The 19,399-nt window shown below is 61.9% G+C and carries 17 protein-coding genes; 4 read left to right on the top strand and 13 right to left on the bottom strand.

The window, feature by feature from the left end; all coding sequences use genetic code 11:
• Window positions 1-14 precede the first annotated feature (14 nt).
• A complete protein-coding gene (locus tag NKJ04_RS12420; protein WP_352675207.1) occupies window positions 15-611 on the bottom strand; it encodes a histidine phosphatase family protein in 597 nt (198 codons plus the stop codon).
• Entirely contained in the window at window positions 608-1,711 is a 1,104-nt protein-coding gene (locus tag NKJ04_RS12415) for an inositol-3-phosphate synthase (protein ID WP_127292207.1), read from the bottom strand. The genes NKJ04_RS12420 and NKJ04_RS12415 overlap by 4 nt, the downstream gene beginning before the upstream one ends.
• Window positions 1,712-1,867: 156 nt before the next feature.
• Here NKJ04_RS12415 and NKJ04_RS12410 point away from each other — a divergent pair, with 156 nt between their 5' ends.
• Window positions 1,868-3,610: a hypothetical protein gene (locus NKJ04_RS12410; protein WP_352675204.1), complete on the top strand. Its 1,743-nt coding sequence runs from the start codon at window positions 1,868-1,870 to the stop codon at window positions 3,608-3,610.
• A gap of 9 nt (window positions 3,611-3,619) precedes the next feature.
• Here the strand turns inward: NKJ04_RS12410 and NKJ04_RS12405 are convergent, their stop codons facing one another.
• The 9 genes from NKJ04_RS12405 to NKJ04_RS12365 form a co-directional block, all read right to left on the bottom strand.
• The gene (locus NKJ04_RS12405; RefSeq protein WP_032900517.1) at window positions 3,620-3,805 is read right to left on the bottom strand and encodes a hypothetical protein; all 186 of its coding nucleotides are present in this window, start codon (window positions 3,803-3,805) and stop codon (window positions 3,620-3,622) included.
• 94 nt (window positions 3,806-3,899) lie between these two features.
• Window positions 3,900-4,946 (bottom strand): UDP-glucuronic acid decarboxylase family protein, encoded by a 1,047-nt coding sequence (locus NKJ04_RS12400; RefSeq protein WP_352675201.1) that lies wholly within the window; start codon window positions 4,944-4,946, stop codon window positions 3,900-3,902.
• Window positions 4,947-4,969: 23 nt separating this feature from the next.
• Window positions 4,970-6,073 (bottom strand): CgeB family protein, encoded by a 1,104-nt coding sequence (locus NKJ04_RS12395; RefSeq protein ID WP_352675198.1) that lies wholly within the window; start codon window positions 6,071-6,073, stop codon window positions 4,970-4,972.
• A complete protein-coding gene (locus NKJ04_RS12390) occupies window positions 6,070-7,164 on the bottom strand; it encodes a CgeB family protein (RefSeq protein WP_023809476.1) in 1,095 nt (364 codons plus the stop codon). Before NKJ04_RS12390 ends, NKJ04_RS12395 begins: the two co-directional genes overlap by 4 nt.
• On the bottom strand, window positions 7,161-8,291 hold the full coding sequence (locus NKJ04_RS12385) for a CgeB family protein (RefSeq protein WP_128303888.1): 1,131 nt from the start codon (window positions 8,289-8,291) through the stop codon (window positions 7,161-7,163). Before NKJ04_RS12385 ends, NKJ04_RS12390 begins: the two co-directional genes overlap by 4 nt.
• 2 nt (window positions 8,292-8,293) lie before the next feature.
• Window positions 8,294-9,394: a glycosyltransferase family 4 protein gene (locus NKJ04_RS12380; protein WP_352551579.1), complete on the bottom strand. Its 1,101-nt coding sequence runs from the start codon at window positions 9,392-9,394 to the stop codon at window positions 8,294-8,296.
• Entirely contained in the window at window positions 9,379-10,671 is a 1,293-nt protein-coding gene (locus tag NKJ04_RS12375) for a TIGR04295 family B12-binding domain-containing radical SAM protein (RefSeq protein ID WP_352551578.1), read from the bottom strand. The genes NKJ04_RS12380 and NKJ04_RS12375 overlap by 16 nt, the downstream gene beginning before the upstream one ends.
• Window positions 10,668-11,741: an NAD-dependent epimerase/dehydratase family protein gene (locus NKJ04_RS12370; protein WP_352675194.1), complete on the bottom strand. Its 1,074-nt coding sequence runs from the start codon at window positions 11,739-11,741 to the stop codon at window positions 10,668-10,670. Before NKJ04_RS12370 ends, NKJ04_RS12375 begins: the two co-directional genes overlap by 4 nt.
• Window positions 11,738-12,844 (bottom strand): NAD-dependent epimerase/dehydratase family protein, encoded by a 1,107-nt coding sequence (locus tag NKJ04_RS12365; RefSeq protein WP_352675191.1) that lies wholly within the window; start codon window positions 12,842-12,844, stop codon window positions 11,738-11,740. The genes NKJ04_RS12370 and NKJ04_RS12365 overlap by 4 nt, the downstream gene beginning before the upstream one ends.
• Window positions 12,845-13,056: 212 nt before the next feature.
• On the opposite strand from NKJ04_RS12365, the gene NKJ04_RS12360 reads away from it, so the two are divergent.
• On the top strand, window positions 13,057-13,329 hold the full coding sequence (locus NKJ04_RS12360; protein ID WP_127255003.1) for a hypothetical protein: 273 nt from the start codon (window positions 13,057-13,059) through the stop codon (window positions 13,327-13,329).
• A gap of 52 nt (window positions 13,330-13,381) precedes the next feature.
• Here the strand turns inward: NKJ04_RS12360 and NKJ04_RS12355 are convergent, their stop codons facing one another.
• Window positions 13,382-13,975: a response regulator gene (locus NKJ04_RS12355; protein WP_352441962.1), complete on the bottom strand. Its 594-nt coding sequence runs from the start codon at window positions 13,973-13,975 to the stop codon at window positions 13,382-13,384.
• 334 nt (window positions 13,976-14,309) lie between these two features.
• Here NKJ04_RS12355 and NKJ04_RS12350 point away from each other — a divergent pair, with 334 nt between their 5' ends.
• Both NKJ04_RS12350 and NKJ04_RS12345 read left to right on the top strand, forming a co-directional pair.
• Complete coding sequence (locus NKJ04_RS12350; protein ID WP_352675188.1) at window positions 14,310-17,420, top strand: CheR family methyltransferase; 3,111 nt, start codon at window positions 14,310-14,312, stop codon at window positions 17,418-17,420.
• Complete coding sequence (locus NKJ04_RS12345; protein WP_023809467.1) at window positions 17,417-17,797, top strand: response regulator; 381 nt, start codon at window positions 17,417-17,419, stop codon at window positions 17,795-17,797. The genes NKJ04_RS12350 and NKJ04_RS12345 overlap by 4 nt, the downstream gene beginning before the upstream one ends.
• Before the next feature lie 421 nt (window positions 17,798-18,218).
• On the opposite strand, the gene NKJ04_RS12340 is transcribed toward NKJ04_RS12345, so the two are convergent.
• Window positions 18,219-19,397, bottom strand: a complete 1,179-nt coding sequence (locus tag NKJ04_RS12340; RefSeq protein WP_352675185.1) for a zinc-dependent alcohol dehydrogenase — start codon at window positions 19,395-19,397, stop codon at window positions 18,219-18,221.
• Between the last annotated feature and the right edge of the window lie 2 nt (window positions 19,398-19,399).

Genomic DNA, 19,399 nt, shown 5'->3' with positions numbered 1-19,399 from the left:
CCGGCAAATCCTCGTCAGGCAACTTCGTTCAATCGGATCAGCTTCGCCCCCCAGTCCCCCGATACGATCGTCGTGATCGAGGCGGGATCGATGTCGAAGCGAAAGCAGTCGCCGGCCGGCAAGCCAAGGACGGTGCAGACCGCGACCTTGATCACATCGGCATGGCTGACCAGGGCGACGCATTGGTTCTGATGCCGCTCGCGGACCGCGGCCATCAGCGACACAATGCGTTGCTGGACATCCTGCATGGTCTCGCCACTCGGTGTCCTTGCCTCCTGCCGCTGGTCATTCCAGGCTCGCCAACTGGCGTCGCCATTCAGCTCATCGAAAGTCTTTCCCGACCAGTCGCCGAAGTCGATCTCGTCGAGTTCGGCGCAGATCGCGATTTCCCCGACACTGCAGGCTAGCGCGATTGGCAGCGCCGTCTCTCGCGTACGCTCACGCGGGCTGCACAGGATCGCGACGATAGGCTCCCGGGCCATGCGGCCGCCAAGCTGCGCTGCCTGTGCCTTGCCGGCATCGCCGAGGCAAACGCCGTCCATCCGGCCTGCAAGATAAGAGCCGACATTGTCGTGTGCCGCATGGCGGATCAGAAAGAAGGTCGTCGTCATTCTGCGGCATCGAGCAAAGGCTCGTCCTTGCCGGCGATGAACGCAAGCGTGCGCTGCCGCGCTTCGGCGTCGGTGAACTGTTCGGGAGGCGACTTCATGAAATAGCTGCAGGGACCGGTCAGGGCACCGGCTATGCCGCGATCGAGCGCCAGCTTGGCGCAGCGTACCGCATCGATCACCACGCCGGCTGAATTTGGAGAATCCCAGACTTCCAGCTTGAGTTCGGCATTGAGCGGCACGCCGCCGAAAGTCGTGCCTTCCACCCTTATATAGGCCCATTTGCGATCGGTGAGCCAAGGCACATGGTCGCTCGGGCCGACATGGATATTGCCCGGCTCCAGGGGAACATCGAACTGGCTGGCCACGGACTGTGTCTTCGAGATTTTCTTCGATTCCAGCCGCTCGCGTTCCAGCATGTTGAGAAAATCGGTGTTGCCGCCGAAATTCAGCTGATAGGTGCGGTCGATGCGCACGCCGCGTTCGCGAAAGAGATTGGCCAGCAACCGGTGCACGATGGTCGCGCCGACCTGGCTCTTGATATCGTCGCCGACCAGCGGCAGTCCTCGCTGCTCAAAGCGCCGGCGCCATTCCGGACGTGAGGCGATGAAAACGGGTATGCAATTGACGAAGGCGCAGCCGGCCTCGAGTGCGCATTCGGCATAGAAGCAGGTCGCCTCCTCGGAACCCACCGGCAGGTAGGAAACCAGCACGTCAGCGTTGCTGTCGCGCAGGATCTCGCTGACATTGGCAACCGGCTCCGGAGCTTCTTCAATCTCGTCACGCAAATATTTGCCGATCCCGTCCAGCGTCGGTCCGCGCTCGACGCGAACGCCGGTTGTCAACGCGTCGGCAAAGCGGAACGTGTTGTTGGGGGCGGCGTAGATCGCTTCCGCGACGTCGAGGCCAACTTTGCTCCTGGCGACATCGAATGCGCAGACAATCTCGATGTCGTCGACATGGTAGCCGCCGAGGTCGGCATGCATCAGCCCAGGGATTGGTTCGTTGCTTTTCGCGTGACGGTAAAAGGAGAGGCCCTGCACGAGGGAGGATGCGCAGTTGCCGACACCAACGATACCAACACGAACCTTTTTCGATCCCACGAAACCGCCACCCTATGTTGTTCAAAGGTAAGTTCCTGGCGCCGAACCATCAGCGTGCCGGAATGTTCCTCCGCCCATCGAAAAATTGCGCGAGACAGCATGGATCGAAGCTGCATTCGATGCGTTGCCGCACGGCAAGCATTGGAAAACCGACCGATGATCGTCTACGGCGACCACAAGCAGACGCAGAACGCACAACAGCTTCGCGAAGCAGCAAGTGAAATGGCCGAAAGCCTGGATCGGATGTCTTATGGCGTCCGACGCCACGCTGCATTGGTCGGACTGTTCATCAGCGTGTCGGAGCTGGTTCAGGCGCTTGCCGATGTCGACTTCGAAACCAGCGGCATCGACATCTTTTCGCCGCGACAACAGCAAGGCGCGAGGTTGCTGGTCGGACTTGCGGCAGAGGTGGCGAAGTCGTGGCGAAGCGGTTTCGACGTCGGCGGTGGCATCGACCCGGGACTTCTCAAACTGCTGGCCGGGCTCGACTGCCAGGCCGAGGTTCTGACCGGCTCTGCCGAGGGTTATGCGCATTATGCGCTTTATCCCGAAAGCTATTTGGACGCGGCGCAGAAGTCGGGTCTCGATGCGAACACATGCGTGATCGGCGTCCGCAGCATTGGCCTTGGACTGGCAGCTATGGTGGCGGCCTCGATTGGCGCGGCGGCGCCATTCAGCGTTCGCCCGATCGGCCATCCCTTCCGCAGGCATATCAACGCCGATCCGCGGTCGATCGCCACTTGGATGAACAATCCATCGGCGCGTTTCGCCGTTGTCGACGAGGGTCCTGGCCTGTCCGGCAGTTCGATGCATGCCGTTATCGTGTGGCTGCGTGAACTGGGTATCGATACGGACCGCATTCACCTGTTTCCCAGCCATTCAGGCGGCCCGGGCATCGAAGCGTCGCGGGAGGCTCGGGAGACATGGTCGCGCTGTCCGAAGCATGTGGCGACGGCGTTTGAATGCACCTTCTCCGAAAGCTCGAAAATTCCCACGTTGCGCGACTGGGTGGCCGAGGCGGTCGGCAGGCCGGAATTAAGCCTGACCGAGCTATCTGGTGGCGAGTGGCGGGCCGCCCACTACACCGACGAAGGGCGCTGGCCGCCGAGCCCACGCGGTACCGAGCGGCGCAAATTCCTTGCGTCCGCCGGGCGTGACCGCTGGCTCGTCAAATTTGCCGGCCTCGGCGAAACCGGACTGCGCAAGAAACGAGCCGCGGCGATGTTGCATGAAGCCGGGTTCGGATCGCAAGTTGTCGCGCTTTGCCATGGCTTTCTGGTTGAACGGTGGATTGACGGCACCACGATGGATCAGGCGCCGCTGCCCAAGGAAAGGCTGATCGCGGAGTTCACAAATTACCTGGCCTGGCGTGCGCTTAATCTTCGAACTTGCGAACCGGGTGCATCATTGCTTGCACTCGCGGAGATGGCTGTTTCCAATGCGTCGGAAGCCCTGGGCGAAAAACGCGCGGCGACGTTGCGCGGTTGGCTCGCGAAAAAAACTCCCGCGCATGTGCTTCAGCGGGTTGAAATCGACGGAAAGCTACAACCGTGGGAGTTTCTCGTTCGTGCCGACGGCAGGGTGCTCAAGACAGATGCTGTCGACCATTGCCGGGCACACGATTTGATCGGCTGCCAGCCGATTGAGTGGGACATTGCCGGCGCCCGTGTCGAGTACGGGCTATCCGACAGCGATGTGAGGACCCTGGTCCAAGGAATGAAGCTTGCCATCGACAACGGCCACATCGGCTTTTTCGAACCGTGCTATTTGGCATTCCAGCTCGGGCTCTGGAGCACGGCTGCGCAATCCGAAAATGGCCGGGAAAAAGCAAGGCTGGCCGCGACGGCAGACCGATATAGGATGCGACTGAGACGGTTCCTGGACGAATGCCGGGCATGATCGTTCCGATCAGTCCAGCCTTCGCAACATGTCTGCTTCCTGCTCGAGAATAGTGGCCACTTCCTCCCGCTGGAGATGCGTCATCATCAGGCTGACGCAGCACTCGAGATAGGTGATCGAGGCGCGCCGCAGATAGGCAGCCGTCTCGCGTTCGGCCATCTGGTCGATATCCCTCGCGGGTCGCTTGGGTTGCATGAGGATGATCCTCCGTATCGGGTCCTCCCGCCAAACCACAAGCTTGGGCGGATGTTCCGCACGATCTGGGGAAAGATTCGACCGCCGGCTCGCATTATGCCGGAAGGTTCTGCAGCCCGCCGGATGCGGGCCTCGCTCTTTTGGCAAAGCCTGTCATCTGATCGCCGATGCGACTGCCTTCGAGCGCCGCGAAATAATCGATCGTCAGCTTGAGCCCTTCGTTGAGGGGCACCTTCGGTGTCCAGCCGAGCAGCGCTTTTGCACGCGAAATATCGGGCTGCCTGCGCCGAGGATCGTCTTGCGGCAGCGGCAGAAATCTCAGGTCCGATTTGGTGCCGGTCATCGCCTTCACCAGCGCCGCCAGTCGCACGATGGTGAATTCTCCGGGATTGCCCAGATTGACCGGTTTGCCCGGATTGGGATCGATATCCATCAGGCGCCTCAATCCATCGATCTGATCGGAGACGTAGCAGAAGGATCGCGTCTGCAAGCCGTCGCCGAAGATCGTCAGAGGACGTTTCTCGAGCGCCTGCATGATCAGGTTCGAGACGATGCGGCCGTCCGCCGGATCCATTCTCGGACCGTAGGTGTTGAAGATGCGCGCGACGCGCACGTCGGCTTTGCCGGCTCTCAGATAATCGAAGCAAAGCGTTTCGGCGGTGCGCTTGCCCTCGTCGTAGCAGGCGCGTGGGCCGGTGCAGTTCACATGGCCAACATAGTCCTCCTTCTGAGGATGTTGCTCCGGATCGCCATACACTTCGCTCGTCGAGGCCTGCAGCAGCCGCGCGTTATTGTGGACAGCGAGTTCAAGCAGGTTGAGCGTGCCGATCACACAGGTTCGCGTGGTGTGGATCGGGTCGGCCTGGTAACGCGGCGGCGAGGCAGCGCATGCCAGATTGAAGATACGCTCCACGGGCTCGCCGAGATCCAATGGCCGGCAGATGTCCTGCTCGATCAATCGGAAACCCGGCTGGTCCATGATCGAGATGATGTTCTCCATGCGCCCAGTCAGAAAATTGTCGGCGCAGATCACGCGCCAGCCGTCGCGGAGCAATGCTTCGCAAAGATGCGAACCGAGGAATCCCGCACCGCCGGCAACAAGCACTGCCTTTGCCCTTTGCGCGTTTCTTTTTTGTCGCATCGTCGTTTTCTCCTGTATGCCGGTCATGCTGCGCTTCCGATGTCGAAATCGAGGGCCGCCGCCCTTGGCTGTGTCAACGCCGCCACGAATTCGCGGGCCCTGGCCGCACCGGTGTGGGATGCGAGGACGCGTTCGCGGGCCCGGCGGGCCATGGCCCGGCGTGTGCGCTCGGACTCACCGAAGAGGATCTCGACGACAGCGTCCGTTTCTCCGGCGGTGTGGATCGCCGATGCGGGAAAGAAGCTGTCGAGCCCCGGCCAGCGATCGCTGATGATGGGCGTGCCGCAAGCAGCCGCTTCGAACAGGCGCACACTGGGCGACCATCCGGCAGCGATCATGGAACTGCGTGTGACGTTCAGCGTGTAGCGCTGACGGCTGTAGAACGCGGCATGATCGGCCGGCGGCAAATGTTCGATGCGTTCGACATTGTCCGGCCAGGTGATGTCGGAGGGGTATTGCGAGCCCGCTACGACGAAACGGCGGTCCGGCATATGCCGTGCGGGTTCGAGCAGCAGCGCGTTCAGCGTTGCCTGCCGATCCGCGCTGTAGGTGCCGAGATAGCCGAGATCCCAGCGGATCGGATCGCCGGTCCGGTGATGCCGTTCCGGGTCGGCCGAGCAGTAGAGCGGTTCGGCTCGGCGCGCGCCGAACTCCTCCACCAGATGGCCAAGCATCGGCCCGCCGGTGAACGAGAAGTAGACATCGAAATACGGAATCTGCCGCCAGCTCAGATAATCGCAATCATCGGCCGAAAGCTGCGCCACGGTCACCGGTGTGTCGATGTCGTAGAAGCAGAAGCGCCCCTTGCAAAATGAAGCGACGATGTCGATGACCACGCGCCCTTCCGGCACGAAGGAGCCGATGACGACGATGTCGGCCTGCTCCAGGCACCGGGCGTAGTCGCGTTGCAACTCCGCAGTGGTTTCGTAGTAGCGCAAGGCGCAGAAATCCGGATCTCGCAGATCGCGGTGGTTGGCGTACCACGGCACGTCGCGCTCCAGAAAGGTCACGCGGTGGCCGAGTTCGTGCAGACCTTTCAGCAGGCCTCGAAACGTCGTGGCGTGGCCGTTTCCCCAAGACGAGGACAGCGACAGGCCGAGAAAGACGATGTTCAATTGCTTGGTCATTCCGCTGCCTCCACGGTCCCCTGCTCGAAATGACGTTTGAAGACGGCATCGGCCACGTCCGCCCGCAGCGCGTAGGTATGGTCGGCCAGCACGCGGCAAAGTGCGGCCTGGCCGATTGCTTTTGCACGACTGGAGGTCAGCGAGCGCATGATCTCGGCGACATCGCCGCCGTCGCGTGCCACCAGGATCTCCTCGCCTGGTTTCAGGAACAGTTCCACGCCCAGCCATGCGTCGGTGATGAGGCAGGCACCGGCGCCAGCCGCCTCGAAGACACGCGTGGCCGGTGAAAAACCGTTTACGGCCATGCTGTCGCGGCTGATGTTCAGCACTGCCTTGGGTGTGACGTTGAAGGCATTATGATCGCGGGTGCCAACGTGACCAAGCCAGCCGACGTTGGCGGGAAGCGGCTTGTCCCCCCAGCCAGATCCGCCGAGCAGAAAACGCTGTTTCGGAAGCTGGCTTGCGGGATCGAGGAAGAACGCTTCGACGCGTGCCTCACGATCCGGCAGCCGGTTGCCCAGGAACGCCAGATCGCAAGCGAAACGCGCATTGCTGGCGACCGGGTGATGCGTTTGGGGATCGAGCGCATTGTAGATCGGCACGCATTCGTTCGCCCCCATGGCACGGTAGGCCCAGACGACGGGGTCGCCGCCGCCATAGGTCAGCACAAGGTCGATTTCTTGCAGGGCGCCATGGAGCGGATGGTCCGGTTCGTCGCGCAGCTGGGCAAGGGTTGCTGGAGCGTCCACGTCCCAGAATACCACCAGCGCGTCGCTGCGGGCGTGGTCGAGGACGGCGCGCAGCAGCGCCTCGTCCTCGAAACCGACGCCACTCGCCTTGACGACGATGTCGGCGCTGGCGGCGCGTGCCGCGACCTGCATCAGTGCGTGCTGGGTCGCTTCATATACGACCACAGTGCACCAGTCAGGCGCCTCGATGTCGCGGTTCTTCTGCCGGTCGTAGACGTCGGGCTCATAGAAGGTGATTTCGTAGCCCAATTGGGAAAGCGCCTTCAGCAACCCGCGATAGTAAGTCGCGGCACCGTTCCAGTAGGACGACAAGAGGCTCGATCCGTAGAATGCCATCTTCATGCGGCGGCTTCCTTTGCGGTGGTCTTGTTGATGGTGTGTTCGGCTGTGCATTCCGTGAGCACGCCGAACAACTCGTCGACGCGGTGCGAGCAGGTGTGCCGCGAGCGGATGGTCTCGAGACCCGAAGTCACCAGGGAAGCCGCGAAATCCGCATCGGCCAATACCGCCCGCAGGTGTTGCCGCATTTGCGAGCCATTGTGGGCAAACAGAAAGTCGACGCCGGGCCTGAACAGCTGCTCGACATCGGACCATGGTGCTGAAATCAGCGGAATGCCGCAGGCGAGCGCCTCGAACATGCGGATCGTCGGAATTCCGGGCAAACCCTCACGATAGGGGCGCCGTGGGATGTGGACGGTGACACGATGCGCGGCGAACGCCTTCGGCACGTCGGCATTGGCGATCCATCCGTCATAGCGCAGTCCGGCGGCGGCTAGGTCCGTGAGCGCCGGCTTGGGATAGCGGACGCCGTGCACCGTGGCCTCGAGGCCGAGATCGCGGACCGGCTTGATCAGAAACTCCCTGAGTTCGACGGTTCGTTCATCGTCGCCCCAGTTTCCAATCCAGACCAGATCGGACGTGACGTGGATCTCCGGGTGCGGCTTGAACAGACGATCGTCCGCGGCTTCATGCCAGGTGAAGACGCGCTTGCCCCAGCCGGCGCGCAGATAGCTCTCGCGCAAGGCCTCGCCAAAGGCGAGAACGCCGTCATAGTGCTCCAACCGCAGCGCCGAGATTGCCTCGGTCGCCGATACGGCCCGGTGGTGGGTGTCATGAAACAGAAGGATGAAGTTGCCGCCAGCGGCCCGGGCACGGCCGATGCGTGCGACAAGCTCCGGATCCGTCCACTCATGAACGATCACGACGTCGGCCTCAGCGATCCAGGCTTCGTGATCGAACCCGGCATCATAGGTCACCGGCATCAGTTCTGGGAAATCCTTGCGGAAGCGTTCGATGGCGAAGGGTCCCTTCTCGGCCAGCAGGTTCGAACGGCTCCAACCGTCCGCCGGCTCCAGCGCCACCGCCTGGTGCCGGCGCGCGATCAGTTCCCGCATGATACCGCGCAGGAAATGGGCATTGCCGTGGTTCCAGTCGGAAACGACCGAGTGGGTGTAGAACAGAAAGCGCATGGTCAGCGCCCCGCCATGGCCAGGGCCGCCTTGTCGTAGACGCCTCGCATGGCCGCCGCTTGCCTGACCAGTGTAAACCGGCGGCTCCGTCGCATGGCTGCCTGGCCGAGCTCCCGCCTGAATTCGGCGTCGCTGGAGAGACGATTGAGGCAGGCAGCGAGGTCGTGCGGATTGCGCGCATCAAAGAACATCGCGGCCCCGTCCCATAGTTCGCGATAGGTTGCGATGTCGGAAAGCACCAGTGGCGTTGCCGACATGGCAGCTTCCAGCGCGGCCAGACCGAATGGCTCATAGATCGATGGCGACACGAAAATACCGGCGCGCGCCATCAAGGAGCGCACCTCGTGAGAGGGCAGTGCTCCCAGAGGAACAGCATAGCTGAAGCTGGTATGCCCGCCGTTCGGACCGTGCATCGAACCGGCGACAAAGACGGGCCATTGCGTCAGCGACGCGGCCTGGTCGACCACCGCCGCATTCTTGCCCTCGTCCCACCAGCGGGCCGCGGCGAAGACGAGTGGTTGACGTTTTTCGGCATTCGGGACGGGACGGGCGCCATTTGCAACAACATGCAGGCGCGCGATCGGGCCGTAGCAGGTCTCAAGCATGTCGGCGTGGCTGCGGCTCGGCGCAATGACTGCGTCGGCCCGATCCAAGCCGCGCCTGTTGCGCTCCTTCTGCCAGGCCCATGCGCCGTCCACTGTCTGTTTCCTGACGGCGTGGAACCATGTCGTCACGCAGGAATGGGAGACCACCACGGCTGGGCACGGCGCATCGAATCCCGCCGCCTGCGTCGGCGCGTTGAAATGGACAAGGTCGATGGCGTGGTCGCGCATGGGCGCAAGCAATTCCCGCGGCAGCGCGTCGAGATCGCCGCCGTCGCGGGTCATCCAATCCGGCGGCGTGTTCAACCAGATCAGCGTCGTGAAAGCCTCCGCCTCCTCGGCCTGCTGCCTCGACGGTTGCGGACCGAGGCCGGCAAGCACCACGCTGTCGCCACCGTTCACAAGTTCCCGTGCCAGATCAAGCGCATAGCGCCATACGCCACCCACGGCATCGACGGTCATCAGGATGCGCCGCGAGCGCGGCGTCAGTGTCCGCAACATGTCGCCTCCAGTTCCGCCAGCGGCCGCGGCCGCCTCTCCTGGATGTCACTGAATTTCTGGAAAGATGCGAGGTAGTGGTCATGGGCGCGTTCCCAGGCAAGGTCGTCGGGTTCGCCCCAAAGCTCGCGGTAGCTGGGCGAACTCGGATACGGGTAAAGCGGCACAGGTTCGTTGGCCCATACGCCGTGGTCGATCAGGTGGGTTCGCCAGTGCTCGACCAGGGCGGGATCATCCTCGACCACGCCGATCAGATTGGCCTGGACGAATGGAACATGACGTCTGGCATCGACGAGCAGCGCGGCGAGTTCCTCGGTCCCCAGCCGGCAGCGCTTGGCCAGCATCGCCCGGCCTTCGACGGTCAGGCTTTCGAGACCGGCCTCGATGGAGACGCAGCCCGCGGCGCCCAGCAATTCCAGCAGCTCGGGCTTCCACAGATCGATGCGGGTCTGTACGCCGAATTTCACGTCGCGATCGACCAAGGCTTCCAGCAACGCTTTTTGCGGCAGGAAGATCTCGTCGATGAAGTAGATGTAGCCGACACCTTGGGCAATCAGCCGATCGATCTCCGCTACCACCGCTTCGTGGTTTCGACGGCGATAGGCATCACGGAAATCGATCTTGGCGCAGAAGCTGCAATTGTAGGGACAGCCGCGCGATGCCTCGACTTCCGCGCCGAACCCGACCTGACTGTCGTCAAACCGGTGATGGTGATGCGAATGGGCTGCGATCCAGTCCGCTGGCCATTCGAGCGGCGGATGATCGACAAACGAGCTGGCGTGGACGCCGCCGTTCGAAACAACCCTGGCATCCCGCAGATAAGCGGTTGAGGGCACGGCGCTCCAACCGTCGCGCCGGGCAAGTTGCTCGACGACTTCTTCGCATTCGCCGCGCACGACGATGTCGACGCCGAGCTTGCGCAAGGTCGGCGCCGGCGTTGCAGAGCCGTGCGGCCCGACCGCGACCGTGCGTCCACCGCGCCCGGCGAGACGGTTGAGGAAATCGGCCGGCACACGCAATTCCGGCGGTGCGCAGCGCCAGAATAGATAGGTCGGGGCGGTACTGACGACGGTCATAGCCGGGGCGAAATCAGCCACCCGCTCGCAGAGACCGGAATTGTCGAGCTTCTGCAACTGCCCATCCAGCATCAGCACCTCATGTCCGGCGGCTTCGAGCAGGGCCTTCGAATAACCGAGTTCCAGCGGCAGATGCGGTTGGCGGCAGCCGAAATAAATGCTGTCGTCATACGTCCAGGACGGGTTTACCAGGGCGATTTTCATGCAACGTACCTCACGGCTTCAGAGCGAGGCTCGAGCCGATGGCGCTGCAGCCAGTCGGCGAGGTCGCGGATGCCTTCGCGCCATGAAACATGGGCCATCCAGCCAAGCGCGGTTTTGATCTTGCGGGTGTCGGCGACGAAGAAGGGCTGGTCGCCGGTGCGTTCCCCATCATGGCGGATTGAAAGATCATGGCCGGTCAGGCTACGGATTTCGCTCAACAACCTGCGCAGGCTGACCGCATTTTCCGGGCCGCCGCCAAGATTGAATGCCTGGCCTTTGGTGGTCTCGATGCGATCGAGCACGGCCCTGTAGGCGGCGACGGCATCGGAGACATGCAGGATATCGCGCACTTGCCTGCCGTCGCCGTAAATAGTGATTGGGCGTCCCGTCAGCGCGCTGAGCAGGAAGTGTGCGACCCAGCCCTGGTCCTCGGTTCCGAACTGGCGCGGTCCATAGATGCAGCTCATCCGCAGAACCGCCGTCGGCATGCCGTAAGATTTGGCATAGTCGAGCACATACTGATCCGCCGCGCCTTTGGAGCAACCGTAGGGCGTGCAGAAGTCCAGGCCCCGAGCCTCATCGATGCCGTTCGCCTGGATGACGCTGTCGCAAGGCACATAGCAATCGCCGTCCTCGCGGACCGCGACGTCGGGCAGGCTGCCATAGACCTTGTTGGTGCTGGCAAAGATTACAGGGATGCGCTCACCGCTCAGTCGCGCCGCCTCCAGAACGTTGAACGTTCCGCGAAGGTTGATGTCGAAATCCTCGCCCGGCTGGACCAGGCTTGTGGTGACGGCGGTTTGCGCGGCCAGATGGAAAATTGCCCTGGAAACCATCAAGACAGGCGCCAGTGCGTTGGCGTCCCGCACGTCGATCGTCTCCACCGTGAGGCGACCACCGTGTTTTTGCGCCAGCCATTCAAGGTTCTGCTGGACGCCCGGACGGCTGAGATTGTCGATCACCAGCACCGGTTCGCCATCCGACAACAGGCTGTCGGCGAGGTTCGATCCTATGAAGCCGCTGCCGCCGATGATGGCGACCGGCGCGTCGCGTCGATTGCGTGTGTTCATGACACCAACCCACGTTCTTCGAGCTCGCGCTTCATGTCGGCGCCGCGGTCGACGGCGGACGTGTTACGCACCCAGGAAACGAACTCGCCGAGCGAATTCTCCAGTTGCCGCACCGGCTCGAAACCGAGCAGCTCACGGGCCTTGGAGATATCGGCGAAGCAGTTCCGGATATCGCCGGAGCGGGCTTTGCCGAGCAGTTCCGGCGAGCGGTTCGGTGTCCCCATGGCTTCGGCCAGCAATCGCGCGACTTCGCTGATCGCATAGGCGCGGCCGCTGCCGATGTTGATGACATGACCCCTTGCCTGGCGTTGCTGCAGAGCAAGGCGAAAGGCGCGGGCGACGTCACGCACATGGACGAAATCGCGCTTCTGTTCGCCATCCTCGAAGATCATTGGCCGTTGGCCGTTGGCGAGACGCGAAGCGAAGTTGGCAAGCACGCCGGTATAGGGATTGGATAACGCCTGGCCGGCGCCGAAGACATTGAACAGGCGCAGCGCGACCGCATCGACGCCATAGGCCTCGCCGAAGATCAGCACGGCGCGCTCCTGGGCGTATTTTGTCAGCGCATAGATGGAGGCGAGATCTACCGGCTTTTCTTCGTCCGTCGGCAGCGGCGAGAGGGCGTCTCCCTCTGGCGACAGTGGGTCCCATTGCCCACTCCTGATGTCGCCCGCCTTGCGCCGAGCATTGTCGACACGCCGGCCGTCTGGCGTTGCATAGAGCCCTTCGCCATAGACGCTCATCGACGAGGCGACGACGATCCGTTCGACCGGGTGCTTGATCAGCGCCTCGAGCAGCGTTGCGGTGCCGAGATCGTTGGCGCCGACATAGCGCGCGATCTCGTACATCGATTGTCCGACGCCGACTTCCGCCGCCAGATGAATGACCGCGTCGACACCTTCCAGCGCATTGGCGACCGCCTCCCGGTCGCGGACGTCGCCCTTGATCAGCTCGGTTCCAGCGGGAAGCGCGACGGCTTCGCCCGCATGCACCTGCTCCAGCAGCGCATCGAGGATGCGAACCGAATAATCCTGCTCGACGAGTTCCTGTGCGACATGCCGGCCGATGAAGCCGCAGCCTCCTGTAACCAATATGCGTTTCACGACGACTCCTCAAACCAGTAACCTCGGCGCCCCGAACTTTTCGGCAAAAGGTTTGTTCCCTTGCTTCAACAAAGTTCCTTTGGTCGGTCCCATTGGGAGCCGGCGCAGCGCGAGCACGGCGCGGTGCTGGAACATTGACGTGCTTGTGCTGTTAGGACGCCCGACAGCCCGCGTGTCCCATGTGGCAACGCCGATGATCAAAGGAGATTTCAATGTCTCAGTCGCAAACGACCACCAACCACGACGAAATTCGCAAATGGGCCGAGGAGCGGGATGGCCGGCCGGCAGTGGTGCGCACCAAAGGCGAGGGCGGCATCCTGCGGATCGACTTCGGCGAGCCCGAGGAAGCATTCGAGCCCGTCGAATGGGACGAGTTCTTCCGGATATTCGACGAGAATGATCTGGCCTTTCTGTATCAGGCCAAGACCGGTGAGGGGAAAGCCAGCCGTTTCAACAAGTTCGTCGAGCGCAATCAGAAGGGCTGATGACGCCGGTCAAGTGGCCTATCTGAACGGCCAAGTTTTCTTGGAAGGCAAACTAATGCATCAGTTTTGCGCCGCGGGTTTTCGCCATCTCTTGCATGATTCCGTTGAGCCAGTTTTCAGTGGATTGACCAAGCTGTCTGCGGTCGACATCCCGGATCGCTTGCTCGAGCGTCCTCTCGACGAGCCGATCCGATGCCTCGACGTCTGCCAGCAAAAGGCGCGCCGCAAGTCGCAGTTTGGGCAAAAGCGCGAAGACGTCGTCGGAGGGGTCCGACATGGGGGTCGCCCGCCCAGATGCCTGCGGGGGAAAGAGCGCGTTGAACACCGCCTGGCTGCCCGAGGATTTCCGCAAATTGCTAGCGTAGCGGAGATGATCGGGAATGGCGATGTCGTCATCGCCACTGAAGAACACGAAGGGGACACCCCGGCGCATCAACTCATCGGCGATTGGAAACACGCGTCGGCCATTGAGATTGACGTCGAGGATTGCAGCTTCAGCCGTCCCGGTGTGTTTGGATGCCTGTTCGACGGTTGCAGCGGGACCGAGGATGATGGCGCCCATATTGCTGAAAAACCGCGCAAGATCCCCCGCCATCGTCCATTCGTCTTCGACTATCAGAATATGCAGCCCCCGCAGGTCGCGCACGTCGTCATCCTTTCTTGGAACGGAGGTTAGAATGCAGCGGATTTGCCTTCCGAATTCTGTCGTCCAAGGCCGCCTGCAACCGTCTCGTAAGCGCCAGCATGCGATCCGGGACGGCCCCAGCATGGGAACTTCCAAGCGATCCAGGCTCCCCTGATACCACCGGCGTCGGGAGTTTTATGTCAGCAGATCGTTTTGCCATTGAACCACCATTGATATCGGGTTCAACGTCATCCCTGACGTCTTGTTCCATCCGTCTTGCGCGCTATATGGTTGTGTCCTGTCCGATCCGGCCTTGAGGGGATTTCAGGTCGGGTCGGCGAAAGGGGGACATGCCGTGACTGCCCGATCGACTAGATTTCCCATCGTGGGCATAGGCGCGTCCGCGGGCGGCATTCCCGCGATGGAAGGTCTGTTCAAGGGCGTGACCGGTCAGCCTGGTATGGCTTTCGTCATCATCACGCATCTCAGCCCCAAGCGCGAAAGCCTGTTGCACGAGGTCATCAGCCGCTACACCGAGATGCCTGTCATCGTGATCGAGGACGGCATGGTGGTTCAACCCGACCACGTCTATGTGATGCCGCAAAACGTGACATTGGCCATTGAATCGGGGGTGCTGCACCTGCGCCGGCCGAATGGGCTTACCCAGGAGCGCAAGCCCATCGATATCTTCTTCGCTGCATTGGGTGAAGACCAGGGCGAATATGCCGTTGGCGTCATCCTGTCGGGCGGCGACTCCGATGGAACCCTGGGCGCCAAGGCCATCAAGGAGCGGGGCGGGTTTACCGTCGCGCAAGCGCCGGACGGCTATGGGCCGCGCAATCCCGACATGCCACAGAGCGCTATTGCCAGCGGACTCGTCGATGTCGCTGTGCCCGCCGAGGAGATCGGGGCGAAGCTGGAGGCTTTCGCCCGCGGCTTCGATCCGCTGGAGGGGCTGGCGGAAGATGATGGCGACCATACGGCCGACATCGATAAGGTGCGAGAACAGATATACGCCATTCTGCGCAGCCACTCCGGCCACGACTTCTCGGGCTACAAGACCAAGACATTCCTGCGCCGCGTGAAGCGGCGCATGCAGATCGCCCAGGTCCATTCCATCAGCGCTTATATAGACTGGCTGAAGAAGGATGCTCGCGAGGTGATGAGCCTTTTTCGCGATCTGCTGATCAATGTCACCAACTTCTTTCGCGACCCCGATGCCTTCGAGTTGCTCGAGCGAAAGATCATACCGCAGCTGTTCGAAGGCAAGACCGCCAGCGACACCGTCAGGGTCTGGGTTCCCGGGTGCGCCACGGGCGAGGAGGTGTTCTCCATCGGCATCCTGCTGCGCGAACACATGGAGAAGCTTACGGTCGTTCCGCGCGTCCAGATATTCGCCACCGACATCGACGAGCCGGCGCTGGCGGTGGCGCGGGCGGCACGCTATCCGGAAGCCTTGCTGCAAGGTCTTTCTCCCGAACGCAAACAGCGGTTTTTCAACGGCGATGGCGAAAGCTATGTCATCAGCAATGCGATACGCGAACTGTGCATCTTCTCGCCGCACAGCGTCATTCGCGATCCACCCTTCTCGCGCATGGACTTGGTCTCCTGCCGCAATCTGCTGATCTATTTCGGCCCGATCATCCAAAACCGCGTCATCCCTGTCTTCCATTATGCGCTGAAGCCCGGCGGTTACCTTTTCCTTGGCACCTCCGAAAGCGTCGGGCAGCACGACGATCTGTTCGCCACCGTCGACAAGAAACATCGCATCTTCCATGCGCGGGAGCATGCCTCACCGCACATCAGACTGCCGGCCTTGATCGGGGAAAGTCATTCCAGCGTCTTCCCATCCGAAAGCGCCGGCTCGAAGAAGGGACTTGTCGGCTATCCCTTGCGGCAGGCAGTGGAGGCGCAGGTGCTGGAACGGTTCGCGCCGCCGCATGTCCTGGTCAACGCCGAGGGCGATGTCGTCTATTATTCGGCCAGGACCGGCAGATATCTCGAAGCGCCACAAGGGATTCCCAGCCGGCAGTTGCTGACGATGGCAAGGCGTGGGCTGCGGCTGGATCTCCGCGCCGCACTGCGCGAAGCGACGACCACGCGCCGCACAGTGGTGCGGGAAAACCTCACCGTGGAGGAAGACGACGAACGGGTCCAGCCGATCAGGCTGACGATCGAGCCGCTCGCGGAACGCGGCAACGGCGAGCCGCTTTACCTTGTCCTTTTCGAGCCGTCGGGCCCGACGCAGGCCCGCTCAGAGGAAGACGGCGGCAGCCGTGACAGTGACAGCACCGCCGATCTCGAGCGGGAACTGCGCGATACCAGAGAGCGCCTGCAATCGATGATCGAGGAATACGAGACCGCGCTGGAGGAGGTGAAATCGTCGAACGAGGAACTCGTCTCCGTCAATGAGGAGGCGCAATCCACCAATGAGGAACTCGAAGCCTCGAAGGAGGAGATGCAGTCGCTCAACGAGGAACTCAACACGATCAATGCCGAGTTGACGGCCAAGATAGAAGAGCTCAATCACGCTAACGGCGATCTGCGCAACCTGTTCGAAAGCACTGACATCGCGACCATTTTCCTCGACCGCAGCCTTGTGGTCCGCACCTTCACGCCGGCGGCGTCATCCTTCTTCAGCCTGCGCCCCTCCGATGTTGGCCGGCCGCTGACGGATTTGTCGAGCCAACTCGACTACCCAGAGTTGAAGCAGCACATCGACAAGGTGTTCGAGACAGGCGAGATCCTGAATCACCATCTGGCGCGCGATGCCAGGGGCTTGTTCCACATGGTCCGCATCAATCCCTATCGGGACAAGGGCAACAGGATCCAGGGCGTGGTGGTGACACTTGTCGACGTTACCACGCTGGCACAGGCAGAAGAGCATCAGCAGGTGCTCATCTCGGAACTCAACCACCGGGTCAAGAACATGCTTGCGGTGATCGCCAGCATTGCAAGCCGCACGCGGGAAAGTTCTGATACGAAGGAGGAGTTCGCGGATGCGCTGATCGGCCGCCTGCATGCCATGTCGCGGGCCTACGGCCTGCTGACCCGGGAGAGATGGAAGGAAGCCTCGGTCAGGGAATTGCTCCAGCAGGAGCTCGAACCCTTCGGCATCGAGCGGGTTGAACTCGATGGCGCAGACGTGAAATTAGGCCCGCAACAGGGGCTTTCCCTCAGCATGGCCATTCATGAACTGGCCACCAACGCGGCCAAGTATGGCGCTTTGTCAAAAACCGACGGCAAGGTCAGTGTGCAATGGTCGATCGAGGATGCCAGTTTCACATTTGGCTGGCGAGAGAAGGACGGTCCTCTTGTCAAGGCGCCCTTGGACAACGGCTTTGGCCTGACCTTGTTGCAAGGAGAAATCGGTTACAGGCTCGGCGGCCATGTCGAGACCGCGTTCCACAAGGACGGCCTCAGCGTCCAGATCGCGTTTCCGGCAAATCACAAGGAGGCGCCGTGAGCGACGACAGGCCGCGCGTTCTGGTGGTCGAGGACGAATGGCTGATCGCCGAAGACGTCGCGTCTCGCCTGCGTGCGGCGGGTTATCCGGTGATCGGCCCGGTCTCGTCGGTCGCCGCGGCTCGTCAGCTTATCGATGCAGGCAAAGCCGACGTGGCGCTGCTGGACATTCAATTGAACGGTGAAACAAGTCTGCCCGTGGCCGAAACATTGCTGGCTCGCGGCATCCCCTTCGCATTCATGACCGGATTTGGGCCGCGCGACGTTCCCACACCCTTCCGAAACTGCAAATTCGTGCCGAAACCGGCAGGCGACGCTGCACTTCTCAACACCCTGGCCGACCTGGCATCGCTTCGTCCCGACAAACACTCGCTGTGATTTCAAGAGGCCGGTTTCGATCAGTCTAGGGGCTTGTCGGTCGGCCTAGGCGTGGTGCTCGCCTGACGCGGCCGCCCGGCGTTTCGATTGGCAACCGGATTGTCCAGCGGCGGGGCCGATGGCCGGGATGTGCCGGCGGTTTTCGGCGTCAGCGGCTTGGCACCGGCATCCGTATCACTGGCGTCCCGTCTCGGGTGCGGCAGAGCATCGGCGTTTGGCGACCGGACGCTGGGTTTCGATGTGGGATTCCTCATGGCGATAACCTCCTTCGCAGCGGGCGGGCACGACAGTCTCGTCGCCCTGAGTTTATTCTGCGGGTCAACCGCCGCCACGGTCGAAAGTTCCAGGTTCCTCGGCAGCGTCGGTGCTATCCTTGGTGGGGAATCCGCGCAAGGCGGACCCCACGCAAGATGCCGACATCTCAGCCATGCGGTCGCATCACCACCTTGATGCAGCCATCCTGCTTGTCACGGAACGTCTTGTAGAGGTCCGGTCCCGCTTCGAGGTCTGCCCGGTGCGTGATCACGAAGGAGGGATCGATGTCGCCCTTCTGTACCATGGCCAGGAGCGGTTCGAGATAGCGTTGCGTGTGCGTCTGACCCATCCGGAAGGTCAGTCCTTTGTTCATGGCGGCGCCGAACGGAATATGATCGACGAGGCCGATATAGACGCCGGGCACCGAGATGGTGCCGCCTTTGCGGCAGGAGTAAATTGCTTCGCGCAATACATGCGGCCTATCGGTGCCGAGATAGACGGCAGCCTTGACCTTGTCGAGCATGGAGTCGGCACTGGCGCCGGGATCCGATTCCGTACCGACACAGTCGATGCAGCAATCCGGACCGCGGCCATCGGTCATCGCCATCAAGGCGTCGTAGATATCGGAGTTGCTGAAGTCGAGCGTCTCGGCCTTGCCGTGCTCGCGAGCCATCGCCAGCCGCTCCGGCACCTTGTCTATGGCAATGACGCGGCCGGCGCCGAGCATCCATGCGCTCTGGATGGCGAACTGGCCGACCGGACCGCAACCCCAGATAGCGACGGTATCGCCTGGCTCGATGCCTGCGTTTTCAGCCGCCATATAGCCGGTTGGGAAGATGTCGGAGAGGAACAGCACCTGTTCATCGTCAATGCCTTCGGGCACCTTTATCGGACCGACATCGGCGAAAGGAACGCGCAGATATTCGGCTTGCCCTCCCCAATAGCCGCCGACCAGATGCGAGTAGCCGAACAGGCCAGCCGGGGATTGCCCCATCACTTCGGCAGCCTCTTTGGCGTTGGGATTGGACTTGTCGCAAAGCGAGAACAGCCCCTTCTGGCAAAACCAGCATTCGCCGCATGAGATGTTGAAAGGCACCACGATGCGGTCGCCCTTTCTGAATTTCGAATGGCCGCTGCCGACTTCCACGACCTCGCCCATCGTCTCGTGTCCGAGCACATCGCCCGACTCCATCGTCGGCATATATCCGTTCATCAGATGCAGGTCCGAGCCGCATATGGCGCAACAGGTGACTTTGATGATGACGTCACGATCATCCTCGATGGCGGGATCAGCCACCTGGTCGCATCGAATGTCGCCTTTGCCGTGCCACGTGAGCGCTTTCATGA

It is taken from the genome of Mesorhizobium sp. M0618 (genome assembly GCF_040320765.1).
Lineage (GTDB): Bacteria > Pseudomonadota > Alphaproteobacteria > Rhizobiales > Rhizobiaceae > Mesorhizobium.
The sequence above is the reverse complement of the archived record's forward strand: the minus strand, read 5'-3'. Positions and strand labels throughout refer to the sequence as shown.